The sequence below is a fragment of the Trueperella bernardiae genome (assembly GCF_001469025.1).
Taxonomy (GTDB): domain Bacteria; phylum Actinomycetota; class Actinomycetes; order Actinomycetales; family Actinomycetaceae; genus Trueperella; species Trueperella bernardiae.
This window is the reverse complement of the sequence record NZ_LNIZ01000002.1, coordinates 80,100-105,086: the sequence shown is the minus strand read 5'-3', so window position 1 is coordinate 105,086 and position 24,987 is coordinate 80,100. Positions and strand designations below refer to the sequence as shown.

Below are 24,987 nucleotides of genomic sequence, written 5' to 3'. Positions count from 1 at the left end.
CTCACACCTTCAAACATACTGCCCCACATCGGCGCGTGATTGCCAACTAGTGAGGTCACGAAACGATTACAGTTCATTGGCCCACCACCGCGTCGATGACGGCCCGTGCGACCGGCCCGGCGTTGGACCCGCCGTCGCCCCCGTTCACGACGAGCGCGGCCACCGCCACCTTCGGATCGTCCGTCGCGTCGAACCCGGCGAACCACGCGTGCGGCTCCACCCCGGCGCCGACCTCGGCCGAGCCTGTCTTGCCCGCCACTTGCACGTAGTTCAGCGCGGCGTACGACCCGGTGCCCTTGTTTACGACGTCGATCATCATCGACCGCATCTGCTCGGCGGTGCTCTTCGAGATCGGGTTGGAGAACGTGGTGGGCGCGGTGGTGGACAGTACCCCAAGGTCCGCGGTGAACGTCTGGTCCACGAGGTAGGGGGTCATGAGGCGCCCGTCGTTGGCCACCGCCGCCGCGACCATAGCCATCTGCATTGGTGATGCGAGGATGTCGCGCTGGCCGAAGGAGTCCATGGCGAGAGCGGCGTCGTCGGCCGGCTCGGGAAACTGTGAGGGGCGGACGGACAGCGGGATGTCGAGGTCCTGCCCGAAGCCGAACGCCTCGGCCATGGCGCGCATCTTCTCCGCGCCCAGGTTCAGGCCGCCGATCGCGAAGGCCGTGTTGCACGACTGGGTGAACGCCACGCGCAACGGCACTGTGCCCGAGCCGTCCCCGCACTGGCGCTGGCCGGGGTTGTAGATCTCGTGCGACGTGCCGGGCGGAGAGTAGGTGTAGGGGGCCTCGACGCCGGAGTCAGCGGTCAGCCCGTTCTCGATCATGGCAGCAGCGGTAATGAGCTTGAACACTGAGCCGGGTGCGTAGAGGTCGTCCCCGATCGCCCGGTTGAGCAGGGGTTTGGCCGGGTCCGCGTTGAGGGTCTCCCACGCGGTGGTCGCCTCCTCGCGGTTGTGCGAGGCGATCTGGTTCGGGTTGAACGTGGGTTTCGAGACAAGCGCGAGGATCTTCCCCGTGGACGGCTCGATCGCGACGACGGCGCCCTGCCTGTCCCCAAGTGCATCCCACGCGGCCTGCTGCGCAGCCGGGTTAATGGTGAGCGAGACGGCCCCGCCCTCCGGGTCCGCGTCCGTCAGCAACTCCTGCAAGTGCTGGGTGGCCAGCTGCGAATCGGATCCGCCCAGGATCCCGTTCTCCGCCCGCTCGATCCCAGTGATCGCGTTGTGAATCACCGAAAAATAACCCGTGACCGGCGCATACAGCTCCGGCTGCAGGTAGGTGCGCAGGTAATTATAAGGAGAGTCGATCTTCTCGATCCCCGTGATCGCCTCACCCGCCACGATGATCGGGCCGCGCTTGACCCCATACTCCTTATATAGCGTGCGGGCGTTGCGTGCGTCCGCATTCAACGAGGGCGCTCGGAAGAACTGCAACGACGTCGCCGCCGCCATGAGTGTCAAAAACATGATCGTCACGACGACCGATAGCTTGCGTAGCGGCGGATTCATCGGACCACCTCTGTGGGGTAGCGGTCGGCGTCGGAAACGCTATCGGCAGGACCGCCGGGCGCGCCGGCGTCGGCGTCAGCTGGGGCGGCGGCGGAAACGGGCGCGCCGGCGTCGTCGGAAGCCTCGGTGTTACGCGAGGCGGAGGGCCAGTCGGAATTGGGCCAGTCGTCGTCGGGAGAATCGGGCAGCTCCGGCAACGGCGCGGAGGAGGGCAGCGCGGGGCGGCGGGCGGCATCGGACATGCGGATGAGCAGGCCGATGATGATCCAGTTCGTCAGCAGCGCCGAGCCGCCGAGGGAAAGGAACGGGATCGCGAGGCCCGTCAGCGGGATAATGCCCGTGACGCCGCCGGCCACGATAAAGCACTGCAAGCCCACGGTGAAGCCGAGGCCGGAGGCGAGGAGTTTGCCGAAGCCGTCGCGGAGGTCGAGCGCGGTTTTGAACGCGCGCTGAACAAGGAGGAGGTAGATCGAGAAGATCGCGAGCAGGCCCATGAGGCCCAGCTCCTCCCCGAAGGACGCCACGATGAGGTCGGAGTTCGCGGCGAACGTGTTGCCAGGATACCCGCGGCCGAGGCCCGTGCCGAGCAACCCGCCCGACGCCATCCCGAACCAACCCTGGACAATCTGCCACGAGCCGTACTTGGCGTTGTAAACCTCTGGGTCGAGGGCGTGGAGCCAGATGTCGAAGCGGGCCTGAATGTGCGGCATGATCTGGACGAGGAAATACACGCCGATCGTGGTGAGGATCCCGCCGATCACGATCCACGACACGCGCTCGGTGGCCACATAAAGCATCGCCACGAACAGGCCAAAGAAGAGGAGAGCCGTGCCGAAATCCTTCTCCATCGCGAGGATGCCCATGCAGCCCATCCAACCCACGAGCAGGGGGCCGAAGTGGCGTGCACGCGGCAATTGGATGCCCAGCACTTTCTTGCCGGCAAGCGCCAGGTTGTCGCGCTGGCTGACCAGGTAGCCCGCGAAAAACACCGCGAAGAAGATCTTGGCCAGCTCGGCCGGCTGGTAGGAAAAACCGGCCACCTGAATCCAAATGCGGGCGCCGTAAATCGACACGCCAAGGCCCGGCACCATCGGCAAAAGCAACAGGATCGTGCCGAGCGCGAGCGAAATGAACGTGAAGCGGCGCAGCGCCCGATGGTGGACCACCACGGCCGTGGCCACCATGAGCACCACGCCCACGCCCGCCAACATGAACTGCCCGCCCACAAGCGGAGCGTTCCCCTTGGCAACCAGCGAATAGTCAATCCGGTGAATCATCACCAGGCCCAGGCCCGTGAGGGTCACCGCGATTGGGAAAAACACCGGGTCCGCCCACGGCGCCCGCCAACGGATCACGAGGTGAGCCACGAAAATGAGGCTGGCGGCCGCGCCCGCCACCATCCAGAAATTCTCTGGAAGCGCCGAGACCTCCTCCACGCTCACGCTGTGGTGCACGATCACCCACGCCTGCAGGCACGCCGCCAGCGCCAGGATCAGGAGAAGGAGCTCGCGGAAACGGCCCGTCCGGGCGGTCTTCTGAGTCACCACGCTCATTGCCTCTCCTCCCGTGGGTCCGTGGGGGCCGGGACCGTGGTGCCGCTGGTCGGGGCGGGCGTCGTCGTCGGGGCCGGTGTCTGGCCGGACGGATCTCCGGACGGATCGCGCGAAGGCTCCGTGCCCGTCGGCGGGAACGCGGACGGCTCAGGGGTTGGGCGCTCGCCGACGATCGGGTCCGGCTCGCGCACCTGCGCCGACAAATCCGCGACGACCGTCCGCGCCTCCTCCAACGACCCGCGCGTGATCGGCTCGGCAATACGCGCCTGGGCCACCGCCTTAAGGCTCACCACCTCAACGTCCGTCTTCTCATGCAGATGGGACAGGGTGAGCGGGCCGAGCTTTTGCGGCACGCCCTGGAAAATCGCCACCTTCCCGCCCGCCTGCGTCACGTAATACTGGGTCTGGGTCCACGCATACGCGCCAAACAGGGAGCCCGCAAAAATGCCGAGCACCGCGATCGTGGCCGCAATCCGCGCCCACGGGCTACGTCGCTCCGGTTCGACCTCGCCCGCCTCATCCGTCTCACCCGGCGTCCACCGCGCCAGCTTCCCCGCCGCCGACGCCGTGCCACGCGTCGGCTTATGCGCATCGACCGCCGCCGAACCCACGATGAGGGGCGGGGCCGGGGCGACGTCGTCGTCGACAACATCGGCCAACACCACCGTGACGTTATCGGGCGCGCCGGCGGCCAGCGCCAGGTCCACCAGGCGGTTCGCGCACGCCTCCAGGTCGCGGTAATCGGTGAGGGTCTTCGCGATGCGCTCCTTCGACACAACGCCGAACAGACCATCCGAACACAGCAACCAGCGGTCGCCAGGGATGGCCTCGCGGATCGAACGGTCGATCTCCAGCGGCTCCGGGGTGTCGCCGATGTTGCGCATGATCACGTTGCGCTTCGGGTGATTCTCCGCCTCCTCCGGCGTGATCTCCCCCTGATCCACGAGGTATTGGACCAACGTGTGGTCATGCGTGACCTGAGTCAGCGTGCCCTCCCGCAGGAGGTACGCACGCGAATCGCCAATATGGACCATGCCGAGTTTGTTGCCCGCGCGTAAAATCGCGATGCACGTGGTGCCAAGGCCCGCCAGCGACGTCGTCTCCGCCGAGCGCTGAATGAGGTCCGCGTGCGCGTCCTCGAGCGTTGCCGTCAGCAGAGGCAGGAGGTCCTCGGCCTGATGGCTATCATCCACCTCCGCCAAGTGCGCCACCACCACTGACGACGCGACATCGCCACCAGCCGCTCCGCCCATCCCGTCAGCCAACACGATGAGATTCGTGGAGGCATAACCGGCATCCTGATTGGACTTGCGAATCAGGCCGACGTCGGAAGCTGCTGCGCAGCGGAAAGAAATGCTCACTGGCGTAACTCCAGGGTTGTCTTACCGATGGTCACGGGCGTGCCAAAGCCCAGGCGGGTCGGCTCATAAATGCGGGTGCCACCCACCCACGTGCCGTTCGTCGAATTCAGATCCTCCACGTACCAATCGTGGCCATCCGTGTAGAAATGGGCGTGGCGGGCCGAGGTGTAGCCGTCGTCAAGGACGAGCGCCGAATCCGGGGAGCGGCCCACCGTGATCGAACCCGACAGCGGGATCGTGCTGCCGGCTAGGGATCCTCCGCTCACCACCAGGTGCGGGTGCGCTAAGGCGCTAGGCGCGGGGGTGGACGAACGGCGGGGCTGCGGCGTCGTTCGGGAGGCGGGGCGGTTGAAAGCGCGGCCCGGGGTGCGGGACGTGACGCGCGTGCCGTGCACGTCCTTCTTCACCGTGAGCACCACAGCGAAGACGAACAGCCACAGGAGAATGAGGAACCCGTAGCGGAAAAGCGCAATGACCAGGGCACTCATAGCATCTCCGGGCTCGTCCAAAACATGATGCGCGTGCGGCCAATCGTGATCGTGTTGCCATCCAGGAGAGTGGCCGCCGTGATCCGATGGCCCTCCACGTACGTGCCGTTCGTGGTGTCGAGGTCCGTGGCGATGACCCCGCCCGGGGTCACGCGGAGCTCGAGGTGGCGGCGGGAGACACCGGCGTCGTCAACAGTGATATCCGCCGATGATCCACGGCCAATCACCGTGACCGCGCCCGTGAGCAAATAGCGCTCGCCCGCCACCTCAATGATCGGGTTCTCCGGCGAGGCCTCCGGCATGGTAGCGGGGGCCGCCGGGCCGCGCTTCGACCGGCCGCGCACCAGGAGCTTGCCGCGCGACAACTCCGGGGTGGAATTGAACGTGATCTTGATCGGGCCCAGGAACGTGTACGCCTGGTTGCGGGCGTGGGCCGTGGCGATATCCGTTAGCTCGTCGCGCATCGCGTCCTCACCCCACTCCTCCAACTTGTGGAAATCCGATTCCGACAGCAGGATCTCAAACTCGTTCGGCACCACCACGCGCTCCTGGCTGACCGCCGCCGCCCGATCATCCATCGACTTCTTCAAGCCCGATGCCAACTCCACCGGCTTCAGATCCGAGCGAAACGCGCGCGAAAACACGTTCTCGACCGCGTTCTCCATCCCGCGCTCAATCCTGTCGAATGCGCCCATCGTCATCCTTTCGCACTCTCGCCGTCACCGACGCAGCTGAATCGATAGTTCATTTCCTAGGCTACTCGTTCTGAGATCCAAGTGGATCAGCCTGGGAGTGCGGTGTGCGCGGTGGGCGGACATGGGGTGTGGGGTGGGGCGCTGGCGGACACGTGGGTGTGGCGGGGGCGGGGGCCGGGGCCGAGTGCGGCGGCGGAAGATGGAAAGTGAGAAACGCGGCATAGTCGGCGGCGGCGACTTGGAGAGGGAGCGCATGTGCGTGTAGGCTGTCTTTCGCTTGCTCGAGTGGCGGAATAGGCAGACGCGCACGGTTCAGGTCCGTGTGCCCGTGAGGGCGTGGGGGTTCAACTCCCCCCTCGAGCACCAACAAGGCCGGGAAACCGGCCTTTTTCTTTGCCCGCCCTGGCTGACCAGATTATCGGCGCCGCGCACCAAGGTCCCGCCGGTCTGCCCGACAGAAGTCGTGAATATATCGGCTGACGATTGCTATAGGGGCCTGGTGGGCCTCAGGTTCACGAGTTGTGTCGGCGCCCCCGGGTAGCAGCCACTCGGCGGGGGTATTATCGGCTGATCCAAACCCGCCGGCGCTGACCGTGTTCGGCTTTATCCAAAAGGACCGCGTGGAGGCCGCCGCCTAAGAGGCTGACAGAAAAAGTGCGGGCCACCCGGCCCGCACTTTTCTCTGTTCGCCGCCCGGCCCTAGTCGTCAATCCAGGTGTTGATGACGTCAGCGTAGGTGAGCGCGTCGGACTCGGAGTGCACGGAGAACACGATGAGGTCGAGGCATTGGCCGTACTTGTCCATCCAGGTGTTGACCGCGTCGAGGGCGATGGTGGCCGCCTTGCGGATAGGGAAGGCGTTGTAGCCGGTGGCGATGGCAGGGAAGGCGATGGAGCTCACGTCGGGCATTTGCCGCGTGAGCTCGAGCGCGTTCCAGTAGCAGTTGTACAGGATGTCGACGTCGTCGTCGGCGATGATCCCGTCGCGCACGGAGGGCCCCACCGTGTGGATGACGTATTTGGCGGGGAGGCGGTAGCCGCGCGTGACCTTGGCTTGGCCGGGCTCTTCGACGTCGGTGCCCTGTAGTTCCATGATGGTGGCGCAGTCGTTGCGCATCCAAGGGCCGGCTTGGGCGTGGAGGACGGAGTCGAGGCAGCCATGGAGCGGGATGCGGCACCCGGTGAGGGTGGGCAGGGCGGTGTTGACGATGGCGTCGATGACGAGTTGGCGCATGTCGCCGCGGAAGAGGACGGTTTCGGTGGAGGAGTCGAAGTCGTTTTCGGGGAGCAGGTCGTGGATGCGGCGGAGGTTCTTGGCTTCGACGCGGCCGTGTTCGCCGACCTGCCTGTAGAGCAGGGTGTTGATTGCGCGGGAGGCGATGGGGTTGAGCGGGCCGGGTTCGCGCAGGGCGAGTTCGGCTTGGAGCCAGCGCAGCAGGCCGTCGTCGGTGGAGAGGTGGGCGATGGAGCCGGTGCCAGTGTAGTGCTTGTGGTTGAGGCCGCCGAGGGCGGTCATCAACAGGTCGTAGGTGGAGCGGGTGTCGTCTTTGGGCTCGGGGAATGGCTCCGAGAGTTTGATTGCGTCCTTATAGTCGTCGAGTTGGAGCATCGTACCTTCCTCAGTTTGATACCCCCAGGTTACCCGAGTTCGCGGCGCGCTGGAACTGTGGGGGCGTGCCGACGACGCGCGGGCTGGCGTTTCACGACAACGGGCGCGCGGGGTTGCACGGCCGCCTGCGGGTGGGCGCGGGAAGAGTTGTCGGAGGCGCTCGTTATGATGGGGGCATGACTGAGATTGGACGGCCCAAGGCGGGCTATGACCTGGTGATTGCGACTGACGGCTCGTGCTCGGGGAATCCGGGCCCGGGCGGTTGGGCGTGGGTGGAGCAGTATTCGGGGCGCACGGCTGCGGGTGGTGCGCATCAGACTACGAACAACATCATGGAGCTCACGGCGATGATTTCGGCGCTGGAGTTTGCGGGGCCGGAGGCGGACCTGCTGCTGCGCTCGGATTCGTCATATGTGATTAAGGCGATGACGGAGTGGGCGCCGGGGTGGCGCCGGCGCGGGTGGAAGAAGGCGGACGGTAAGCCTGTGCTCAACCGGGAGCTGATTGAGAAGATGGTGAATTTGTATGAGTCGCGCACGGGGCGTACCGACGTGGAATGGGTGAGGGGCCATTCCGGGGACGCGGCGAATGAATTGGCCGACCGCCTGGCGGTCGAGCAGACGAACTTGCACGCCTAGGAGCGGGGCACGCGCGGCCGCTGGCCGCGCGTGCTACTACCCCTGTTCGAGCGGGACTTCCTGCGCGTGGGACACCTGCATTTCGGCCACGGCGCGCTTGATCGCATCAGCGTACACGTCGGCGGGCTGGGCGCCAGAGATCCCGAACTTCCCGCCCACTACGTAGAAGGGCACGCCCTCAATGCCGAGTGAGCGGGCGCTGGCGATGTCGGCGCGTACGGAGTCGGAATGCTCGCCGGATTCGAGTTCGTCGGAGACGTCGTCGGGGTCGAGGCCGAGTTCGGCGGCGATCTCGATGAGGGTGTCGGTGTCGGCGAGGTTGCGGCACTCGGTGAAGTGGGCGAAGTAGAGGCGCTCCACTGCCTGCGCCCCGAGGAGTGCGGCTTCTTCGAGGGTTTCGCCGCGGGCCTTGGCGGCGTAGACGAGCTGGTGTGCGAGGAACGTGTTGACCTCGGTGACGTTCTTCCAGTTAATCGCCAGGCCCTCGTCGGCGGCGAGCTCGGTGGTGGAGGTGAGCACCTCGGTGACCTCGTCGGCGGAGAAGTCCTTCATCGACAGGGAGGTGGCGAAGGGGACTGCCGCCGCGGCGTCGGGCTGAAGCTGGTAGGCGTGGTACTCAACGGCTACCTTTTGCCCTGATTCCTCAATGCCTTTTTCCAGACGGTGCTTGCCGATCCAACACCACGGGCAGGCGATGTCGGACCACACGTGTACCACGATGTCATGTTCCATGGACCCCACCCTACTCATCGGGCACGAAAAGTGCCGTTCGTGGAGCCTTCGTCACAGCCCGGCCCGGCGAACCCCTAGAATGGCGTCATGAACATCACCGAGGGCGCACCCCGCGCCGAGCGCATACCCTTTGAGCGGACTTTCCACGGCCACACTTTCACGGACCACTACGAGTGGCTACGCGAGGACGAGGAGAAGGCCCATTCCCTGATCGACGCCGAGAACGCCTGGTTTGACCAGAACACGGCGGACCAGGCCGAGCTCCGCGAGCAGATCGTGGCGGAGATCGCGGCGCGGACGAAGGAGACCGACGTCTCGGTGCCGGTCCGCCAGGGCGACTACTGGTACTGGACCCGCACATGGGAGGGCCGCCCATACAGTGGTCTGTTCCGTGTGCCGCTCAACGGCGCGGACAAGCAGACGGAGAAGGGGGAGTTGACCCGCCCGAAACCTGGCGCGCGGCTCGCGGGGGAGACCTGCGTGTATGACGGCAACCAGCTCGGCGCCCACGAGGAGTACTTCGCCACCGGCTCGGGGGATGTGTCGCCGGACGGGCGGCTGTTCGCGCTCGCGGTCGACACCACCGGGGCCGAGCAGTTTAACCTGCGCATTCACCAGATTGACGGGGACGTGGTGGTGGACGACGCCGTAGAGGGCGCCGGTTACGGGCTGGCGTGGCTCGCAGATTCCAGCGGTGTGTTCTACACGAGGGTGGACGAGGCATGGCGCCACCACGAGATCTGGCTCCACCGGGTGGGGACGAACCCGGACGAGGACCAGCTGATCCTGCGCGAGGACGACGAGGCCTTTGGCCTGTGGTGTGACTCCTCGCGGGATGGGAAGTGGCTGGTCATCACGTCGACGTCGACCGAGACGACCGAGGTCCACCTGGTCTCAACCACGGACCCGGATGAGCGCTTCGTCGTGCGCGAGCGAGAGCAGGGCGTGTTCTACACGGCGGAGGTGGCAGGCGACGAGCTGCTCATCATCCACAACGCCGAAGAGCCTGGCTTTGAGCTGGCCACCGCCCCGGTCCGACCCAGCGATGTCACCGAGTGGACGAGCCTCGTCAAGCCGGCCGCCGGCGAGCGCTTCCTTGAGGTCGCCGCGTTCAAGTCGTTCGCGGCGCTGCACACGCGCGCCAAGGGCGGAACCGAGATCCGGATCATCGAGCGCACGGCCAAGGGCTGGGACAAGCCGTACATGCTCCCGATCCCTGAGACGATGACTGTGGAGATCAGCGCGAACTACGAGTGGGAGACGACCGGGATCGACGTCGTCGCCGAATCGCTCATCCAGCCGCAAACCTGGCTCAACTGGGACGTGAAGGATAAGGAGCTGACCACGCTCAAGACCCTCGAAGTGCCCGGCTACGACCCGGCGGCCTACGTCGAGTATCGGGAATGGGCGGAAGCGGAGGACGGGGTGAAGATCCCGCTGACCATCGCCCACCGCGCCGACCTCGACCGCGCCGGCGACAACCCTGGCTTCATCTATGGCTACGGCTCCTACGAGATCTGCGACGACCCGTACTTCACCCCCATGCGCCTGCCGCTCCTGGACCGTGGGGTGGTCTACGTCGTGGCCCACATCCGCGGTGGCGGTGAGATGGGCCGCCAGTGGTACGAAGACGGGCGGCTGCTCAAGAAGAAGAACACGTTCTCCGACTTCGTGGCCGCCTCCCGCCACCTCATCGACACGGGACTCGTGGACGGTGAGCGCCTTGCCGCGGAGGGCCGCTCCGCCGGCGGCCTGCTCATGGGCGCGGTGACCAACTTGGCTCCCGAGCTCTACCGAGTGATCTTGGCGGGCGTGCCGTTCGTCGACGCCCTGACCACCATCCTCAAGCCCGAGCTGCCACTGACGGCCGGCGAATGGGAGGAGTGGGGCAACCCGATCACGTCGAAGGAGGTCTACGAATACATGGCCTCCTACTCGCCGTACGAAAACATTCGCGCCGAGCGCTACCCCGCGATCCTTGCCGTCACCTCGCTCAATGACGTCCGTGTGTCCTACCTCGAGCCCACCAAGTGGGTCCAGGAGCTACGCGAGGTGGTGGCCGACGATTCCGGGATCATCCTCCAGCACACCGAGAAGGTCGCGGGCCACGCCGGCGGTTCCGGGCGTTACGCCCGGTGGGAGCGGCGCGCTCGCGAGCTCGCGTTCGTGCTGCGCCAGCTCGACGTCGCTTAGGTTCACGACGCCGATCGCTCAGTCCGTGTCGATCGCGGCGGCGTTGAGCGCTTCCTTCCAGGAGCCGAAGCGCTGCCGGATCGCGGCGCCGGAGGGTAGCTTGCCGGCCTGCCCGGAGACCTTCAGCCACGTACTGTAGGCGTTGAAGGAGGGCTGGCGGCGCGTGCGCTGGGCGTCGATGAGGTAGGAGCGGATGGCGAACAGGTAGTCGTCGGTAGTGAACTTCAGCCCGCCGCGGTTCCGACCGCGGCGGGGCTTGAGGCCGATCGACGTGAGGGCATCATTCCAGTAGCCGTTGAATCGCTTGATCACGGTTTGGGATGTGGGCGGCCAGAGGAAACCGGCGCCGGAGCTCGAGTAGTGGGTGATGAAGTCGGTACGGTGCGTGTCGTAGTCCTTGGCGGTGAGGGGGGCGGTCGGCTTCTCGGCGGCGAACTGGTAGCCGGCTAGCATGAGGCCGAGCGCCTCCTTGCGCTTGGACGGGTCGAGCGCGTCCAGGTGCTTGTCTGCGGCCTCGAGCACCTCGGGTAGTTCGCCCGTGGCCGGGCTCAGGCCGTGCGCGTTGGCGAGCATGAGGTAGAGCGCGCACTGGAGTGACGCCTTGGAAAAATGCTGGGCTGGCCCGTGCCCGGAGCGTTCGATGTCCAACACGGACGTGTGGGAGAGCAAGTTGAGCACGGTCTTGGCGGCTGCGAGGGCGACGTCGTCGAGCTGGGCGTTGAAGGTCTGGGCCTGCTTCTTGGCAGTAGTGGCGCCGACGACGTCGGAAATTGAACGCACGGACGCGAACGGGATGCCGAAGGCATGGGCGATGAGGGCCAGCGAGTGAGATTCCATGTCAGCGGAGAGGACGCCCGGGAACTTGTCGCGCGTGTCCTTGACGTTGGCCTCGGTGACGAACGAGTCCGAGGAGACGACCAGGCCCGCGTGCGTGCGGCGGTCCGCCTGGCTGGCGGCGTGCGCGGCAAGGACGAGCGCCTCCGTGCTTTGGAAGTAGCGCGGCTGGCCCGGGATCTGGCCGGGCGCGTAGCCGAACGCGGTGGCGTCCGCGTTGCCGTGCACGTAGCGAGTGCCGACCACGATGTCCCCGATCGCGATATCGGAATCGAGCCCGCCGGCCGAGCCCACCGACACGATCACCCGCGGCTCGTACTTGGCGAGCGCCCAGGACAGGAGGCCGGCGGAGCAGGCAGAGCCGATGCCCGTGGTGAGGAAAAGGAGGGCAGAGCGGCCCTTGCGGGCCAGGAATGCCGAGCCGAACGGGGTGGCGATCGGCGAGGTGGTGAAGTCGGGAAGGAGTTCGTTAAACGGCTTCATCTCCTCGACCATCGCCGCGACGATGATGGCGTTAATGCTGGTCATGCGAATACTTCTCCCCACAGGTCTCGCTGGGCGAGCATGTTGGCGACGGCGGCTTGGGCCGCCTCAAGCGAATGGTGGGCGCCCCAGCCGCACTGGACCTCGTTGGCGGCCGGCACGGAGGTGGCGGCCAGGATGTCGCGGAAAGTGCGCTCGATGAGGGACATGGCGGCGTCGACGTCGGGCTCAGCGGCGAGGATGAGGTAGAAGCCGGTCTGGCAGCCCATGGGCGAAAAGTCGACCACGTGATCGGCGTGGTTGCGGGCGTATTCGGCGAAGGAATGCTCAATGGAATGGACGGCGGCCATGTCCAGGTGTGCCACGTTGGGCTGGCAGAACCGCACGTCATACTTGGTGAGAACATCGCCGTGTGGCAACCTCTTCACGTCCGCAATGCGCACGAACGGCGCGGCGACAGCCGTGTGGTCGAGGTTGAACGACTCGACGTTCATTTTGTTCATGGGCTTCCTTTCGACGAAGCCCATTGTAGCCTATTGAGCGTTTGATTCCGCTTGTGCGATACGGGCCTGTTCGCAATCGGGGCAGTAGCCCCAGAACGTCACCTCGGCCTCGTCAATGGCGAAACCGTGCGTGTCGCAGGGCTCCAGACACGGCGCCGAACCGACGACGCACGGGATGTCTACCACCGTGCGGCACGCACGGCACACGAGGTGGTGATGGTTATCGTGGCGGGCCAGCTCGTAGAGCGGGACCGAACCGTGCGGCTCGATCTCCCGCAGCAGGCCCTTCTCGGTGAGGGCGTGCAGGACGTCGTAGATTGCCTGCGTGGACACGGAGCCGAGCCGGGAGGTGACACCCTGGCGGACCGAATCGGCCGTGGAATGCGGGCAGGCCTCGAGTTCTTCGAGCACAGACAGGCGCGGGCGGGTAACGCGCAGCCCGGCGTCGCGCAGTTGCTCTTCGAAGGTCGTGTCCATGCGTCCCATTTTCCACATAAAAATGGACTTATTCAAGGACATCAGCCCTAGGCGGGGTGGGGGGTGAGTGTGCAGGTGGACGAGTGTGCAGGTGGACGGCGTGGGCAGACACGCCGCCGAAACGCCGGGATGGATGTACGACACGCCGACGCCGGAGAGCGGACTTTTCGGACATCGGAGCGCACAACAGCGGGCACCTGTCCACAATCGTGGATAGAACTGCTCACAACCGTGGATAACGGGGACAACTTTATCCACAGGCCGGTGGATTTGTGGACAAAATAAACTGTCGGAGGCGGGTGGGACGATGGGTGCGTGGCTGGCGGAGGCGGGTCGTCGTCGTTGGCTGTGGAGCCTCACGTGGGTAAGGCGAAGTGTGATGTTATGCGTAGCGTGACGTCGGCCAAGCTTCCCACAAGGGGAAATCCGCATGCCGGCGCGGGGCGCGCCCCGACACGCCGCCAACACATGATCTAGTGGTCAACCGTTTGTCGGCCACTAGGTGTAGTGTTGATTCCCGTATCGATCTATCAGCACAGTAGGAGAAATGCGATGGCCATTACCGTCTACACGAAGCCCTCGTGCGTGCAGTGCACCGCCACCAAGCGGGCGCTGAAGAAGCACGGCCTCGAATTCGAGGAGGTCGATCTTCTCGAGGACGCGGACGCGCTGGCGACCGTGAAGGCATTGGGCTACCAGCAGGCACCCGTCATTTTCGCGGGTGGCGACCACTGGTCGGGCTACCGCCCGGACAAGATCAAGGCGCTCGCTACCGCCGCAGCGGAAGTGTCGGCCTAACCGTTCGGGGCGGCTACGGTCGCCCCGAACGCGCCGGGTGTGCGATGGTACACATCGTCTACTTCTCGTCTGCCACCAACAACACGAAGCGCTTCGTGGATAAGCTCGGCTTCCCAGCCGAGCGCATTCCCTTATATGCGAAGGATCCGTTCCTACACGTCACCGAGGAATACGTCCTCATCACCCCCACCTACGGGGGCGGCAACACCAAGGGTGCGGTGCCGAAACAGGTGATCAAGTTCTTGAACGACGAAGCGAACCGCTCCCTCATTCGCGGGGTCATCTCCGCAGGCAACACGAACTTCGGCGATGCCTACTGCCTCGCGGGGGACATCATCTCCGCGAAAACGAAGGTCCCACACATGTACAGGTTTGAACTGCTCGGCACCCCGCGGGATGTCGATGTGGTTCGCAAAGGATTGGAAGAATTTTGGACGCAACTTTGACGGACACGGGCGAGGAGAGCCTCGACCCGGCGCTGGACTACCACGCGCTCAACGCCCAGCTCAATCTTTACGACGCCGACGGGAAGATTCAGTTCGACGCCGACCGTCAGGCCGCCCGCCAGTACTTCCTTCAGCACGTCAACAAGAACACGGTCTACTTCCATGACCTGGAGGAAAAGCTGAAGTATCTCGTGGACGAGGGCTACTACGAGGCGGAAGTGATCGAACAGTACGATTTCGCGTTCATCAAGTCGTTGTTCAAGGCCTGCTACGCCCACAAGTTCCGCTTCCCCACCTTCCTGGGAGCGTTCAAGTACTACACCTCCTACACGCTGAAGACCTTCGACGGCACACGCTACCTGGAGCGCTTCGAGGACCGCGTGTGCATCGTGGCCCTCTACCTCGCGCGCGGGGATGAGCAGATGGCGATGGACCTCATGGAGGAGATCATCACCGGCCGCTTCCAGCCGGCCACCCCCACGTTCCTCAACGCCGGCAAGGTGGCGCGCGGCGAGCTCGTGTCCTGCTTCCTGCTGCGCGTGGAGGACAACATGGAGTCCATCGCGCGGGCCATCAACTCTTCGCTACAGCTGTCCAAGCGCGGCGGCGGCGTCGCTCTCAACCTGTCCAACCTGCGCGAACAGGGCGCGCCGATCAAGAAGATCCAGAACCAGTCCTCCGGCGTCAACCCGGTGATGAAGCTGCTCGAGGATTCGTTCTCCTACGCCAACCAGCTGGGCGCCCGCCAGGGAGCGGGCGCGGTGTACCTCCACGCCCATCACCCCGACATCATGCGCTTCCTCGACACGAAGCGAGAGAACGCGGATGAGAAGATCCGCATCAAGACCCTCTCGCTCGGCGTTGTGATCCCGGACATCACCTTTGAGCTGGCCAAGCAGAACCAGGACATGTACCTGTTCTCGCCGTATGACGTGGAACGGGTGTACGGCGTGCCGTTTACCGAGATCTCCGTGAGCGAGAAGTACCACGAGATGGTGGATGACAAACGGATCAAGAAGACGAAGATCAACGCCCGCACTTTCTTCCAGACGTTGGCGGAGATCCAGTTCGAGTCCGGCTATCCCTACATTGTGTTTGAGGACACGGTGAACCGGGCCAATCCGATCGACGGGCGCATCACCATGTCGAACCTGTGCTCGGAGATCCTGCAGGTCTCAGAGGCCTCCACCTACAACCTGGACCTGTCCTACGAGCACGTGGGCAAGGACATCTCGTGTAACCTCGGTTCGCTCAACATCGCCAAGACAATGGATTCGCCCGACTTCGCGCGCACGATCCGCACGGCGATCCGGGCACTGACGTCCGTGTCGGACCAGACCAGCATCGACTCGGTGCCGTCGATCAGGCGCGGCAACGACATGTCGCACGCCATCGGCCTGGGGCAGATGAACCTGCACGGGTACCTCGGCCGCGAGCGGATCTTCTACGGTTCGCCCGAGGCGCTCGACTTCACGAACATGTACTTCTACACCGTGACCTACCACGCGATCCGGGCCTCGATGGAGCTGGCGCGCGAGCGCGGGGAGGTCTTCGAGGGCTTTGAGAAGTCGGACTACGCCAGCGGTGTGTACTTCGACAAGTACACGGAGAAGGAGTGGGCGCCCGAGTTTGACCGGGTCAAGGAGCTGTTCGCGGACATCCACATTCCTACACAGGCCGATTGGGAGCAGCTGAAGGCCGATGTCGCGAAGTACGGCATGTACAACCAGAACCTGCAGGCGGTGCCGCCCACAGGTTCGATTTCGTACATCAACAACTCCACGTCGTCGATCCACCCGATCGTGTCGAAGATCGAGATCCGCAAGGAAGGCAAGCTCGGGCGCGTGTACTACCCGGCTGCCTACATGGACAACGACAACCTCGAATACTTCCAGGACGCCTACGAGATCGGGCCGGAGAAGATCATCGACACGTACGCCGTGGCCACCCAGCACGTGGACCAGGGCCTGTCGCTCACGCTGTTCTACCCGGACACGGTCACCACCCGCGACGTGAACCGCAACTACATCTACGCGTGGCGCAAGGGCATCAAAACCTTGTACTACATGCGCATCCGCCAGGCCGCCCTTGAGGGTACCGAGGTGGAGGGCTGCGTGTCCTGCATGCTGTAGTGGTGGCGGCCCGCCGCGAGCGGGTGGCTGGATAGTGCGGCTGTGAAAGATGGATCCCCCGGCGGCGCCGGGGGATCCTTCACGTCTGGGGGCCGGGGTGTTCGGTAGCGCACAAGTTAGCGACACGTGCGGCCCGAACTGTTCCGATTTCATCGAGCTATCAGGAAAAGTCGGCAGTCAGGATGCAGAACAGCTGTAAATGGCGCATAATCGTGGCGTGCGCTACCGGGCGCGCTTTCCATCTGATCGTCAACTTAGGGACACTCATGGTCGACGCCTACATGCTCCTCTCCTACGGAGGCCCGAACAAGCCGGAGGACGTGGTCCCGTTCCTGCGCAACGCGGTGGCCGGGCGCGGCGTGCCGGACGAGCGTCTGGCCGAGGTGGGCAAGCACTACTACCGTTTCGGCGGGAAGTCGCCGATCAATGAACTCAACGCGGCGCTCGCGGACCGGTTGCGCGCGGAACTTGAGGCGCGTGGGGACCGCACGCCCGTCGTCGTCGGTAACCGTAACTGGCACCCTTTCGGTCACGAGATCCTGGCGGAGCTTTACGACGCCGGCGCGCGGTCGGTGCGGGCGGTGGCGACGGTGGCGTTTTGCTCCTACTCGGGGTGCCGGCAGTACAGCGAGGACCTCGAGCGGTGGCGCGCCCAGCTCGGCCATGCGGACCTGCGCGTGGAGAAGATCCATCCGTTTTGGCAGGCCACGGGGTTCTACGTGGCGTATCGCGAGGTGGTGCGGGAGGCGCGTGCGAAGATGCCTGACGCGCGGCTGGTGTTCGTTACGCACTCCATCCCCACGGCGATGAATGCGGCGGCGGGCCCGCCCGCCTACGACGTTCAGCACCGCCAGCTGATCGAGCGGCTGTGTGCGGAGCTCGGCGAGCAGGAGTGGGACCTGGCCTACTGCTCCCGCTCGGGTAGCCCGCACGTGCCCTGGCTCGAGCCGGACATCAACGACCACCTCGAGGCGATCGCCGGCGAGGGGGCGTCGGCCGCGATCGTGGTCCCGATCGGGTTCATCTCGGACCACATGGAGGTTGTCTACGACCTCGACATTGAAGCGCGCGCCACCGCCGAACGCCTCGGCATGGGTTACCTGCGCGCCCCCACGATCGACCGCTCGCCCACCTTCATCGCGCAACTCGCCGACCTGCTCCAACAGGGGCCGGCCGACTCCCCGGCAGACTGCTGCCACCCAACCCCGCCCGCCGCCCTGCGGGCCAACCCAGAAAGAGGAATGATGACTCACCCGACTCCCGCCAACGACGCCGTCGCTCACCCCGCGCCCGACCATCCGGCGCCCACACACCCCGGCTCGCGTCCCTCCCCGCACGGCCACCCGCGCGGGGAGGTCCGCCCGATCGCCAAGCAGCTGAATGAGGAGCGTCCGTTCGTCATGTGGTCGGTGTTCAAGGCCGACCAGGTGGGCGAGGCGGGAGCCGGCGCGTTTGACCCTGCGCGGATTGCGGCGGCGGAGGATGCCGTTGGGAAGACGGGGGTCTCGGTTCGCGGGTACTACGACGTGTCCGGATTCCGCGCGGACGCCGATCTCATGGCCTGGTTCGTGGCGAAAAGCGCCGAGGCTGCGCAGGCAGCCTACCGGGTGCTGCATCGCGGGTTGGAGCTGACGCCGGTGTGGTCGGTGCTCAGCCAACACCGGCCGGCCGAGTACAACCCGGACCACCTGCCCGGCATGTTTGAGCACGAGCCGGAAAGGTTCGCGTCCGTGTACCCGTTCGTGCGCTCGTATGACTGGTACCTGCTCGAGGACTGGAAGCGGGCCGCGATCATGCGCAATCACGCGGCGGCGGGCCGCCCCTTCGGTGACCTCGTCACCTCCACGCTGGCCTCCTTCTCCCTGTCGGACTACGAGTGGGTGGTAGCGCTCGAGGGTGAGGACCTGACCCGGATCGTCGATCTCATGTATGCCTTCCGCAAGACCGAGGCTCGGCTTTACGTACGCCAGGACGTGCCGTTCTTCACCGGCGAGCGCGTGGAACTGGCCGAGTGGGCGCGCAGGCAGGGAAGTCCGCTGGCCTAGGGTCGGGGTGCTGGTCGCACGGACGTTCGCGGACGACCTGGCGTGTGGCCGGCGTGAAGCCTGGAATCGGCGCTTGGTTTTGTGCAGGCGGGTCTTGGGGGCGCCCGGCAGAACTCGTGAATATGCCGGCTGGCGATTGCTATAGGGCCTGGTGGGTCTTAGGTTCACGACTTGTGAGGGAGCGACCGGCAAGCCAGCCGCCGGGGCCGGCGGTTTTGGGTGGGGTTAGGCGCGCTCGAGGTCGAGGAGCTGGATCTTGCACTCGAGGCCTCCGGCGTAGCCGGCCATGGAGCCGTCGGCGCCGATCACCCGGTGGCAGGGCACGGCGATGAGCACCTGATTCCTGCCAACAGCCCCGCCGACCGCTCGGGCCGAAGTCGGCCGGCCTAGCTTCTTTCCGACAGCCGCGGCGAGTTCACCGTAGCTCACCGTCTCCCCGTAGGGGATCTCGCGCAGGGCCTTCCAGCTGGCCAGCTGGAAGGGAGTGCCGGTCTGCTCGATGGGGAAGTCGATGGCGGGATTCTGGCCGGCGAAGTAGGCGTCGAGCCAGGTGACGACAGGCTCGGCGCCGGACGAGTTGGTGGTGGGCGGAGTGCTGCCGGCGGTGCTCCTTACGGTGACACTGCTAGTGGCGGGATTGCAACCCGCCGGGCTCAGCGCGGCGGTGGGGGCCTCGGCCTCCAGCGCCGCGGGCACGTTGGCAAGCGTCCACAGTCCGTTCAGCGCACCATCATAGGAAATGGTGAGAACCCCGATGGGTGAGTCGTAGTGGAAGATCACGGCTGCTCGTTGGGTTCCGGCACAGCAGGCGCCTCCAGCTCCGGCTGTGCCTCGGGCTTGGATGTTGCAGGTGATTGCGGAGTAGGAGGTAGCGTCCCCGCCTGGGATGTTACGGGTTGGACCGCGGGCCGGGGTAGCGCCGGGTGCGCGAACCACTGCGAGAACCAGTAGGTCATCCACTCGAGCGGCCCGCGCCGGAACGGCAGCAGCGCCCACACGGTGCAGAACAGCACCGCGATGCCGGCGACCAGCAGGAAGGGCGTGGCCGTCGAGGAAAAGAACAGCTCCTCGTTGAAGTGCAGCCCGAAGGCGTGGCCCACGTAGGCGGTGAGCGACATCGAGCCCACGGCCGCGATCGGGAAGAGCAGGTGCTTGGCGAGCGGCGAGAGCCACAGGCATACCGCGAGCACTATGAGCCCGAAGCCGAGGTTGCCGATCACTTCCGTGGTGGTGTTCATGTGCGGTTCGGCGGTGAACACGTCCCACAGGGTGAAGGGCATGAAGGAGGGCACGAACTCCATGGAGCTGCCGGACTCGAACCCTGTTTCGGTGGCGAAGGTGTGGGTGGCGAGGTAGGCGGTGCCGTAGCCGAGCACGGCGAGCATGAGGCCGCCGCCCAGGAGCCGGATCCGCGCGGACGACTCCGACAGGTCCGTCCGCCCGATGGCGATGCCGGCGATGACGTAGGCCATGTAGGCCAGCCCGGGGTAGTGGCCGGTGACGAGCACGTCATAAAGGTAGGAGTTGGGCCCGGAGGCGGGGTAGACGTCGAAGGTGTAGGAGATGAGATTGGCGAGGTGCATGACCTGCGGGCCGACCAGGGCGACGACGCCGGCCGCGATCGCGAGCTTCTTTGAAGACCAGCTGAGCAGCGGCAGGGCGAGCAGGAACCAGGCGGCGTAGTAGCCGAGGATGACCGCGATGATGGTGGGGAAGAGGGAAAGGAAGGCGGCGAACGCGAGGAGGGCGACGGCGCGCCCGGCGATGCGTAGCTGGGCGTGGCGCAGTTGCAGGTCGGTGTAGGGCACGTTGCGCCCGGAAAGGATCGCCAGCGAGATGCCGGCGAGTAGGGCAAACAGCGCCGATGATCGGCCCGCGGGGATGTTGCCCAGGAAGTTGGTGAACGTGGCGGTCACGTCGATGCCGGGCCGCACGTGGGCCCAAATCATGCCGAGGATCGCCAGGCCGCGGGCGAGGTCGATCCCGCGGATGCGGCCCCGGTAGCGCTGTAGGGCAGGTTCGACGATGACGTCGGGCGCAGCGGGCGTCGTCGTGGACGGGGTGGACTCGGGCGCGAGGGGCCCGGGCGTGGTCGTGAAAGTGCTCATTGCACAAGCCTACGGCCAATCGTGGCCCCGCCGTACGCTGACGCGATCACATCGGGGGAAATTGTCGGAGGAACGTGCGAAGATAGTTTTGGTTACGAAATGGAGGTTGGCATGGCGCACAAGGGCCCGTTTGAAGCTATTAATTGGAACAAGATTGAGGATGAGAAGGACCTGGAGGTCTGGGATCGCCTCACCGGGAATTTTTGGTTGCCGGAGAAGATTCCGCTGTCGAATGACATTCAGTCGTGGAACACACTCAAGCCGCATGAGCAGGAGATGACCACGCGCGTGTTCACGGGGCTGACGCTGCTGGATACGATTCAGGGCACGGTGGGCGCGGTGTCGCTGATTCCGGATGCGGTGACGGCGCATGAGGAGGCGGTGTACACGAACATCGCGTTCATGGAGTCGGTGCACGCGAAGTCGTACTCGTCGATTTTCTCCACGCTCATTTCGATGAAGGAGATCGATGAGACGTTCCGCTGGTCGGAGGAGAACGTCTACCTGCAGAAGAAGGCCGAGATCATCGAGAAGTACTATGACGGGGATGATCCGGAGAAGCGCAAAGTTGCGTCGGTGATGCTGGAATCGTTCCTGTTCTACTCGGGGTTCTACGCGCCGATGTACTGGTCGGCACACGCGAAGCTGACCAACACGGCGGACCTGATTCGCCTCATTATTCGCGACGAAGCGGTGCACGGCTACTACATCGGTTACAAGTTCCAGGTGGCGATGGCGAAGGCCAGCCCGGAGCGACGCGAGGAGATCAAGGAGTGGACGTACGAGCTGCTCGATGAGCTCTACGACAACGAGGTGGAGTACACCGCCTCGCTGTACGACCAGATGGGCCTCACGGAAGACGTGAAGATGTTCCTGCGCTACAACGCCAACAAGGCGCTGATGAACCTCGGCTATGAGGCGCTGTTCCCCGCGTCGGAGACTGCGGTGAATCCGGCGATCCTGGCAGCGCTGTCGCCGGGGGCGGATGAGAACCACGACTTCTTCTCGGGCTCCGGCTCGTCCTACGTGATTGGCACGGCTGAGGCCACTACCGACGACGACTGGGACTTCTAGCCGCCCGGCTGGCCCGGCGCCAAGTGAGCGTGTCGGCCCGGCGGCGACGCCGTCCGGCGCAAGTCCGCCGGCACTACCGGAGCAAACGGCGCAACTGGGCCCACGGCGTCGTGAACGCGGGGCCGGCAAGCTAAGCGCGCGGCGGTCGGCTAGGGTGGGGGCATGTATCGCGTGCTGATTGTGTGTACCGGAAACATTTGCCGCTCGCCGATGGGTGAGATCGTCCTGCGCGACCGCCTTGCTGAGGCAGGGATTGACGACGTGGAGGTCCGCTCCGCCGGCGTCTCCTCCGAGGAGCACGGCAACCCCGTGGACTCGCGCGCCCGGCAGGTGCTGCGCGAACACGGGCACGACGTCGGTGCCCACCACGCCCATCGTGCCACCGACGCCGAACTGCGCGACGCCGACCTCATCCTCGCGATGACCACCGGCCACGCCCGCTCCCTGCGCGGCATGCTCAGCCAGATCGGGGAGCCGTTGGATAAAGTCCACCTGTGGCGCGAATTCGACGGCACGATCGGCGTGGCGGCCGACGGCGCATTCGGTGAGGGCGGCGTGCTCGCGGGCGACTCAAGCAAGCGGTCGCACTCGGCCAACCTCTACCACTCCGCCGGCGAATACGACGTGCCCGACCCGTGGTACGGCGGCCCCGAGGACTTCCAGGACACCTACGAGGTGGTGGACAGGGGCGCCCGCGGGCTGGTCGAGTTCATTGAGGCCCGCCGCGGTTAGCCTCGCCTGTCCCGCGCTACTTGCCGGCCAGGATTGGATCGGCCAGCTGTGAGCGGTGTTCGTCGTCCTCAAAGCGCGGGTTGATGATGTCCTGTGGCTCGTCCACCGCGGTCAGGGTGGCCGTGCGCGTGCTCTCTCGGCCGTTCACCGTGTACTCGGATTCGGAGCGGATGACCACGTAGTCGTCGCGGATGAAGATGGTGGAGACGAGCGTGTCGGCGTCGTCGGACACGGTCAAGGTCAGGACGGTGACGGGCATGCCGTCGACTACGTCCGTGCCCGACACCTTGTATTCGAGCGCGGGGTCCGTGCCGGCCGCGCGCACGTTCGGGTTGAGCAGCGCCTCGTAGCGCCCGGGGAGAGTGGATTGGAAGGCGAGGGTTTCGTCGGTGGAATCGGAGGTGGCCTGTACCCACGAGCCGTCGCGCTGGACGAACGTGTTGCCGCTGACGAGGATGACGCGGCCGGCCGCGTCGCCGTCACCACCAAAGGACTCGATCTCCACGGCGAGTGGGTCCATGTTCGTGCGCGAACGGGTGGCCAGCTGCCCGTCCACGGCGTCCTCCTGCACGTAACCGGCCAGCTTACCCAGAGCCTCCGCCTGGCAAAACGCCAGCTCGCGGGCGTTGACCGTGGTGGGGGAGCCCTTGAGGGGGTCAGTACAGTGATCGACTGCGGTGTCGGGGGCGGAGGGGTCGCTGGCGACGTCGCTCCCACATGCCGTGAGAATCGCCGTCAACGCGCCCATGCACGCCACAAACCGAGCAGTCATTGTCCATCCTTTCCCTGGACCCACTCTACCCACGCAACCCTTAATGATCCCTGGAGGAAGTGGCGGCGGATCTGGGAATTCCCTGTGAAAAGTGTGGGCGGGAAAGACCCGCCCACACTCATGATTCGGCAAACGCCGAGCTTGACGCCCGCAGCCTTAGAGGTTCATCGCCGCGTTGCCCGCATCCCGTGCTTCCTTCAGGCCCTGCTCCACGGGGACCGAGCCAAGGAAGACGTCCAACAGGCGTGGGATGAACGCCTCGGTGCCGGCGTTGACGTCCGGGCCAAACGGCGACAGGGCCGTCTTACCCGCGGCTGAGTCGATGAACACCGACACGTCCACGCCCTGCTCAGCCCAGTAGTTCACAAAGTAATCCTGCGCGCCCACGGCGCCCGGGAACGAAACGCCCATCTGACCAAGCGGCGCCTGGCCCTCGGTGGTGCCGAGCCACTTGAGGACCTCGAGGGTTGCCTCGCGGTGCTGCGTAGCCTCATTACCCACGGCCACCACGCCGTGCGACGTGGAGATCGCGCCCTCCGGGCCGGCGATCAGCGGGGCGATACCCCAGTTGATGTCCGTGTTGTCCGCGATCGTCTTCAGCGAGTACGGGCCGGACTGGAACAGGGCCATCTCGCCGCGGATGAACATCTCACGGGCGAGGTCGCCGTTCGTGTTCGTCTCCGCCGCCGACGGCGCCACGTGGTACTTGTTAATGAGGTCCGTGATGTAAGTGAAGGCCTTCACGCCTTCCGCCGAGGCGAAGTCGAACGAGCCGTCCTCGTTTTGGAACTTGCCGCCGGCCTCCGCCAGGAACGGCAGGTAGATCGCCTGCATGTCCGCCTGGGCGTTCATGCCGTAGGTGGCGATGTTGTTCGCGTCAAAGTCGGCCGAATCGGCGGTGTTGCCGTTCGCGTCCATGGTCAGCTTCTGCAGGGCCGGCAGCAGCGTGTCGTTGTCGCCCCAGGTCAGTTTCGTGACGTCGACGCCGGCCGCGTCCACCAGATCCTTGTTGTAGAACAGTGCGATCGAATCCCAGATCTGCGGGATGCCCCACAGGGCATCGTTGCGCGTGTACAGGTCAACCACCGACTGCTGCCACTCCTCGTGATCGCTGCCCAGCTCCTCGGTGATGTTCATCAGGTTGCCGTTATCGGCGTAGAGCGCGAAGTTCGACGAGTTCACCCAGAAAATGTCGGCCATCTCGCCCGAGGAGATGTCCAGCGGCAGCTGGGTCCAGTAGTCACCCCACGGCACAACCTCAACCTCAACCTTGATGTCAGGGTGCTGCGCCGTGAACTGCTTGAAGGACTCTTCGTAAGCCGGGGCGGCGGCGTCGTCCCACAGGCGGAACGTGACGGTGGTGCTCTCCGACGACGTCGACTGCTCCGACGACGGATCCGTGGTCTTCTCGGCGCCACCCGTGCTCGGCGAGCACGCGCTCAGCACAAGGCCGAGGGTGCCAATCGCCGCGGTAGCGGTCAGGAATGAACGCTTCATGGTCTCTCCTCTGTGTGAAATGGGCGCAGGCGCGCCGATACGCCAACTCTACCAGTTGAAATGTCAACAAGTTGGTGTGAGGTTAGGGACGTCACTATGAGCAAACAAGGCCCGCCCGAGTGCGAACTTCCGTGGCTTTTCCCAATCAGGGGTGTAGTTTGGCTCGCACCCACCGGTCGCTGCTGGATATTGCCGCAATTTCCGGCAGAAGTCATGAATGTGTCGGCTATCGATCGCTGTAGGCACCTGGTGGGTCTCAGGTTCACGACTTGTGACGGGCCCAGCCGGTGCCAGACGCGAATTGG

Annotated in this window: 22 protein-coding genes and 1 tRNA gene; 9 read left to right on the top strand and 14 right to left on the bottom strand. The window is 65.3% G+C overall.

Annotated elements, in window-relative coordinates:
- Positions 1–73: 73 nt before the first annotated feature.
- Genes AQZ59_RS02450 through AQZ59_RS02430 form a run of 5 tightly spaced genes read right to left on the bottom strand, consistent with a single transcriptional unit; the run spans position 74 to position 5,610 of the window.
- Entirely contained in the window at positions 74–1,513 is a 1,440-nt protein-coding gene (locus tag AQZ59_RS02450; RefSeq protein ID WP_062612840.1) for a penicillin-binding transpeptidase domain-containing protein, read from the bottom strand.
- Entirely contained in the window at positions 1,510–3,066 is a 1,557-nt protein-coding gene (locus AQZ59_RS02445; protein WP_070808040.1) for an FtsW/RodA/SpoVE family cell cycle protein, read from the bottom strand. The genes AQZ59_RS02450 and AQZ59_RS02445 overlap by 4 nt, the downstream gene beginning before the upstream one ends.
- Positions 3,063–4,427, bottom strand: a complete 1,365-nt coding sequence (locus AQZ59_RS02440) for a PP2C family protein-serine/threonine phosphatase (RefSeq protein ID WP_062612837.1) — start codon at positions 4,425–4,427, stop codon at positions 3,063–3,065. Before AQZ59_RS02440 ends, AQZ59_RS02445 begins: the two co-directional genes overlap by 4 nt.
- Positions 4,424–4,915 carry an FHA domain-containing protein FhaB/FipA gene (locus tag AQZ59_RS02435; RefSeq protein WP_062612835.1) on the bottom strand — a complete coding sequence of 164 codons (492 nt, stop codon included), beginning with the start codon at positions 4,913–4,915 and terminating at the stop codon, positions 4,424–4,426. Before AQZ59_RS02435 ends, AQZ59_RS02440 begins: the two co-directional genes overlap by 4 nt.
- A complete protein-coding gene (locus AQZ59_RS02430; protein ID WP_062612833.1) occupies positions 4,912–5,610 on the bottom strand; it encodes an FhaA domain-containing protein in 699 nt (232 codons plus the stop codon). Before AQZ59_RS02430 ends, AQZ59_RS02435 begins: the two co-directional genes overlap by 4 nt.
- Positions 5,611–5,889: 279 nt before the next feature.
- On the opposite strand from AQZ59_RS02430, the gene AQZ59_RS02425 reads away from it, so the two are divergent.
- Positions 5,890–5,976, top strand: a tRNA-Leu gene (locus tag AQZ59_RS02425).
- A gap of 333 nt (positions 5,977–6,309) precedes the next feature.
- Here AQZ59_RS02425 and AQZ59_RS02420 read toward each other — a convergent pair.
- Complete coding sequence (locus tag AQZ59_RS02420) at positions 6,310–7,218, bottom strand: macro domain-containing protein (RefSeq protein ID WP_062612831.1); 909 nt, start codon at positions 7,216–7,218, stop codon at positions 6,310–6,312.
- 176 nt (positions 7,219–7,394) lie between these two features.
- Between AQZ59_RS02420 and AQZ59_RS02415 the strand changes: the two genes are divergently transcribed.
- Positions 7,395–7,856 (top strand): ribonuclease H family protein, encoded by a 462-nt coding sequence (locus AQZ59_RS02415; RefSeq protein ID WP_062612829.1) that lies wholly within the window; start codon positions 7,395–7,397, stop codon positions 7,854–7,856.
- A 36-nt stretch (positions 7,857–7,892) separates the two neighbouring features.
- Here the strand turns inward: AQZ59_RS02415 and AQZ59_RS02410 are convergent, their stop codons facing one another.
- On the bottom strand, positions 7,893–8,588 hold the full coding sequence (locus AQZ59_RS02410; protein WP_062612828.1) for a DsbA family oxidoreductase: 696 nt from the start codon (positions 8,586–8,588) through the stop codon (positions 7,893–7,895).
- A gap of 87 nt (positions 8,589–8,675) precedes the next feature.
- Between AQZ59_RS02410 and AQZ59_RS02405 the strand changes: the two genes are divergently transcribed.
- A complete protein-coding gene (locus tag AQZ59_RS02405) occupies positions 8,676–10,781 on the top strand; it encodes a S9 family peptidase (RefSeq protein WP_062612826.1) in 2,106 nt (701 codons plus the stop codon).
- 18 nt (positions 10,782–10,799) lie between these two features.
- Here the strand turns inward: AQZ59_RS02405 and mtnN are convergent, their stop codons facing one another.
- From mtnN to AQZ59_RS02390, 3 genes are read right to left on the bottom strand one after another with little or no spacing between them, the layout of a single operon-like run.
- On the bottom strand, positions 10,800–12,143 hold the full coding sequence (mtnN, locus tag AQZ59_RS02400; RefSeq protein WP_062612824.1) for a 5'-methylthioadenosine/S-adenosylhomocysteine nucleosidase: 1,344 nt from the start codon (positions 12,141–12,143) through the stop codon (positions 10,800–10,802).
- Complete coding sequence (locus AQZ59_RS02395) at positions 12,140–12,601, bottom strand: S-ribosylhomocysteine lyase (protein ID WP_082661095.1); 462 nt, start codon at positions 12,599–12,601, stop codon at positions 12,140–12,142. The genes mtnN and AQZ59_RS02395 overlap by 4 nt, the downstream gene beginning before the upstream one ends.
- Before the next feature lie 30 nt (positions 12,602–12,631).
- Positions 12,632–13,087, bottom strand: coding sequence for a Fur family transcriptional regulator (locus AQZ59_RS02390; protein ID WP_306452661.1), 456 nt, complete (start codon positions 13,085–13,087; stop codon positions 12,632–12,634).
- Positions 13,088–13,630: 543 nt separating this feature from the next.
- Here AQZ59_RS02390 and nrdH point away from each other — a divergent pair.
- The 4 genes from nrdH to hemQ all read left to right on the top strand — a co-directional run bounded on the left by nrdH (position 13,631) and on the right by hemQ (position 18,499).
- On the top strand, positions 13,631–13,876 hold the full coding sequence (gene nrdH / locus AQZ59_RS02385) for a glutaredoxin-like protein NrdH (RefSeq protein WP_062612817.1): 246 nt from the start codon (positions 13,631–13,633) through the stop codon (positions 13,874–13,876).
- 44 nt (positions 13,877–13,920) lie between these two features.
- On the top strand, positions 13,921–14,322 hold the full coding sequence (gene nrdI, locus AQZ59_RS02380; RefSeq protein ID WP_062612814.1) for a class Ib ribonucleoside-diphosphate reductase assembly flavoprotein NrdI: 402 nt from the start codon (positions 13,921–13,923) through the stop codon (positions 14,320–14,322).
- Complete coding sequence (gene nrdE / locus AQZ59_RS02375) at positions 14,307–16,454, top strand: class 1b ribonucleoside-diphosphate reductase subunit alpha (protein ID WP_062612812.1); 2,148 nt, start codon at positions 14,307–14,309, stop codon at positions 16,452–16,454. The genes nrdI and nrdE overlap by 16 nt, the downstream gene beginning before the upstream one ends.
- 266 nt (positions 16,455–16,720) lie before the next feature.
- Positions 16,721–18,499 carry a hydrogen peroxide-dependent heme synthase gene (gene hemQ / locus AQZ59_RS02370; protein WP_062612810.1) on the top strand — a complete coding sequence of 593 codons (1,779 nt, stop codon included), beginning with the start codon at positions 16,721–16,723 and terminating at the stop codon, positions 18,497–18,499.
- A gap of 225 nt (positions 18,500–18,724) precedes the next feature.
- Here hemQ and AQZ59_RS09830 read toward each other — a convergent pair whose 3' ends face one another.
- Both AQZ59_RS09830 and AQZ59_RS02360 read right to left on the bottom strand, forming a co-directional pair.
- Positions 18,725–19,279: a methylated-DNA--[protein]-cysteine S-methyltransferase gene (locus tag AQZ59_RS09830; RefSeq protein ID WP_062612808.1), complete on the bottom strand. Its 555-nt coding sequence runs from the start codon at positions 19,277–19,279 to the stop codon at positions 18,725–18,727.
- The gene (locus AQZ59_RS02360) at positions 19,276–20,607 is read right to left on the bottom strand and encodes a heparan-alpha-glucosaminide N-acetyltransferase domain-containing protein (RefSeq protein WP_062612806.1); all 1,332 of its coding nucleotides are present in this window, start codon (positions 20,605–20,607) and stop codon (positions 19,276–19,278) included. Before AQZ59_RS02360 ends, AQZ59_RS09830 begins: the two co-directional genes overlap by 4 nt.
- A 111-nt stretch (positions 20,608–20,718) precedes the next feature.
- Here AQZ59_RS02360 and nrdF point away from each other — a divergent pair, with 111 nt between their 5' ends.
- The gene (nrdF, locus tag AQZ59_RS02355; protein WP_082661115.1) at positions 20,719–21,681 is read left to right on the top strand and encodes a class 1b ribonucleoside-diphosphate reductase subunit beta; all 963 of its coding nucleotides are present in this window, start codon (positions 20,719–20,721) and stop codon (positions 21,679–21,681) included.
- Between the two features lie 162 nt (positions 21,682–21,843).
- Positions 21,844–22,413, top strand: coding sequence for a low molecular weight protein-tyrosine-phosphatase (locus tag AQZ59_RS02350; RefSeq protein ID WP_068538909.1), 570 nt, complete (start codon positions 21,844–21,846; stop codon positions 22,411–22,413).
- A gap of 16 nt (positions 22,414–22,429) precedes the next feature.
- Here AQZ59_RS02350 and AQZ59_RS02345 read toward each other — a convergent pair whose 3' ends face one another.
- Together AQZ59_RS02345 and AQZ59_RS02340 are read right to left on the bottom strand one after the other, a co-directional pair.
- Positions 22,430–23,185 carry a hypothetical protein gene (locus AQZ59_RS02345; protein WP_143602075.1) on the bottom strand — a complete coding sequence of 252 codons (756 nt, stop codon included), beginning with the start codon at positions 23,183–23,185 and terminating at the stop codon, positions 22,430–22,432.
- Positions 23,186–23,341: 156 nt separating this feature from the next.
- Positions 23,342–24,682, bottom strand: coding sequence for an ABC transporter substrate-binding protein (locus tag AQZ59_RS02340; RefSeq protein ID WP_062612799.1), 1,341 nt, complete (start codon positions 24,680–24,682; stop codon positions 23,342–23,344).
- Positions 24,683–24,987: the final 305 nt, after the last annotated feature.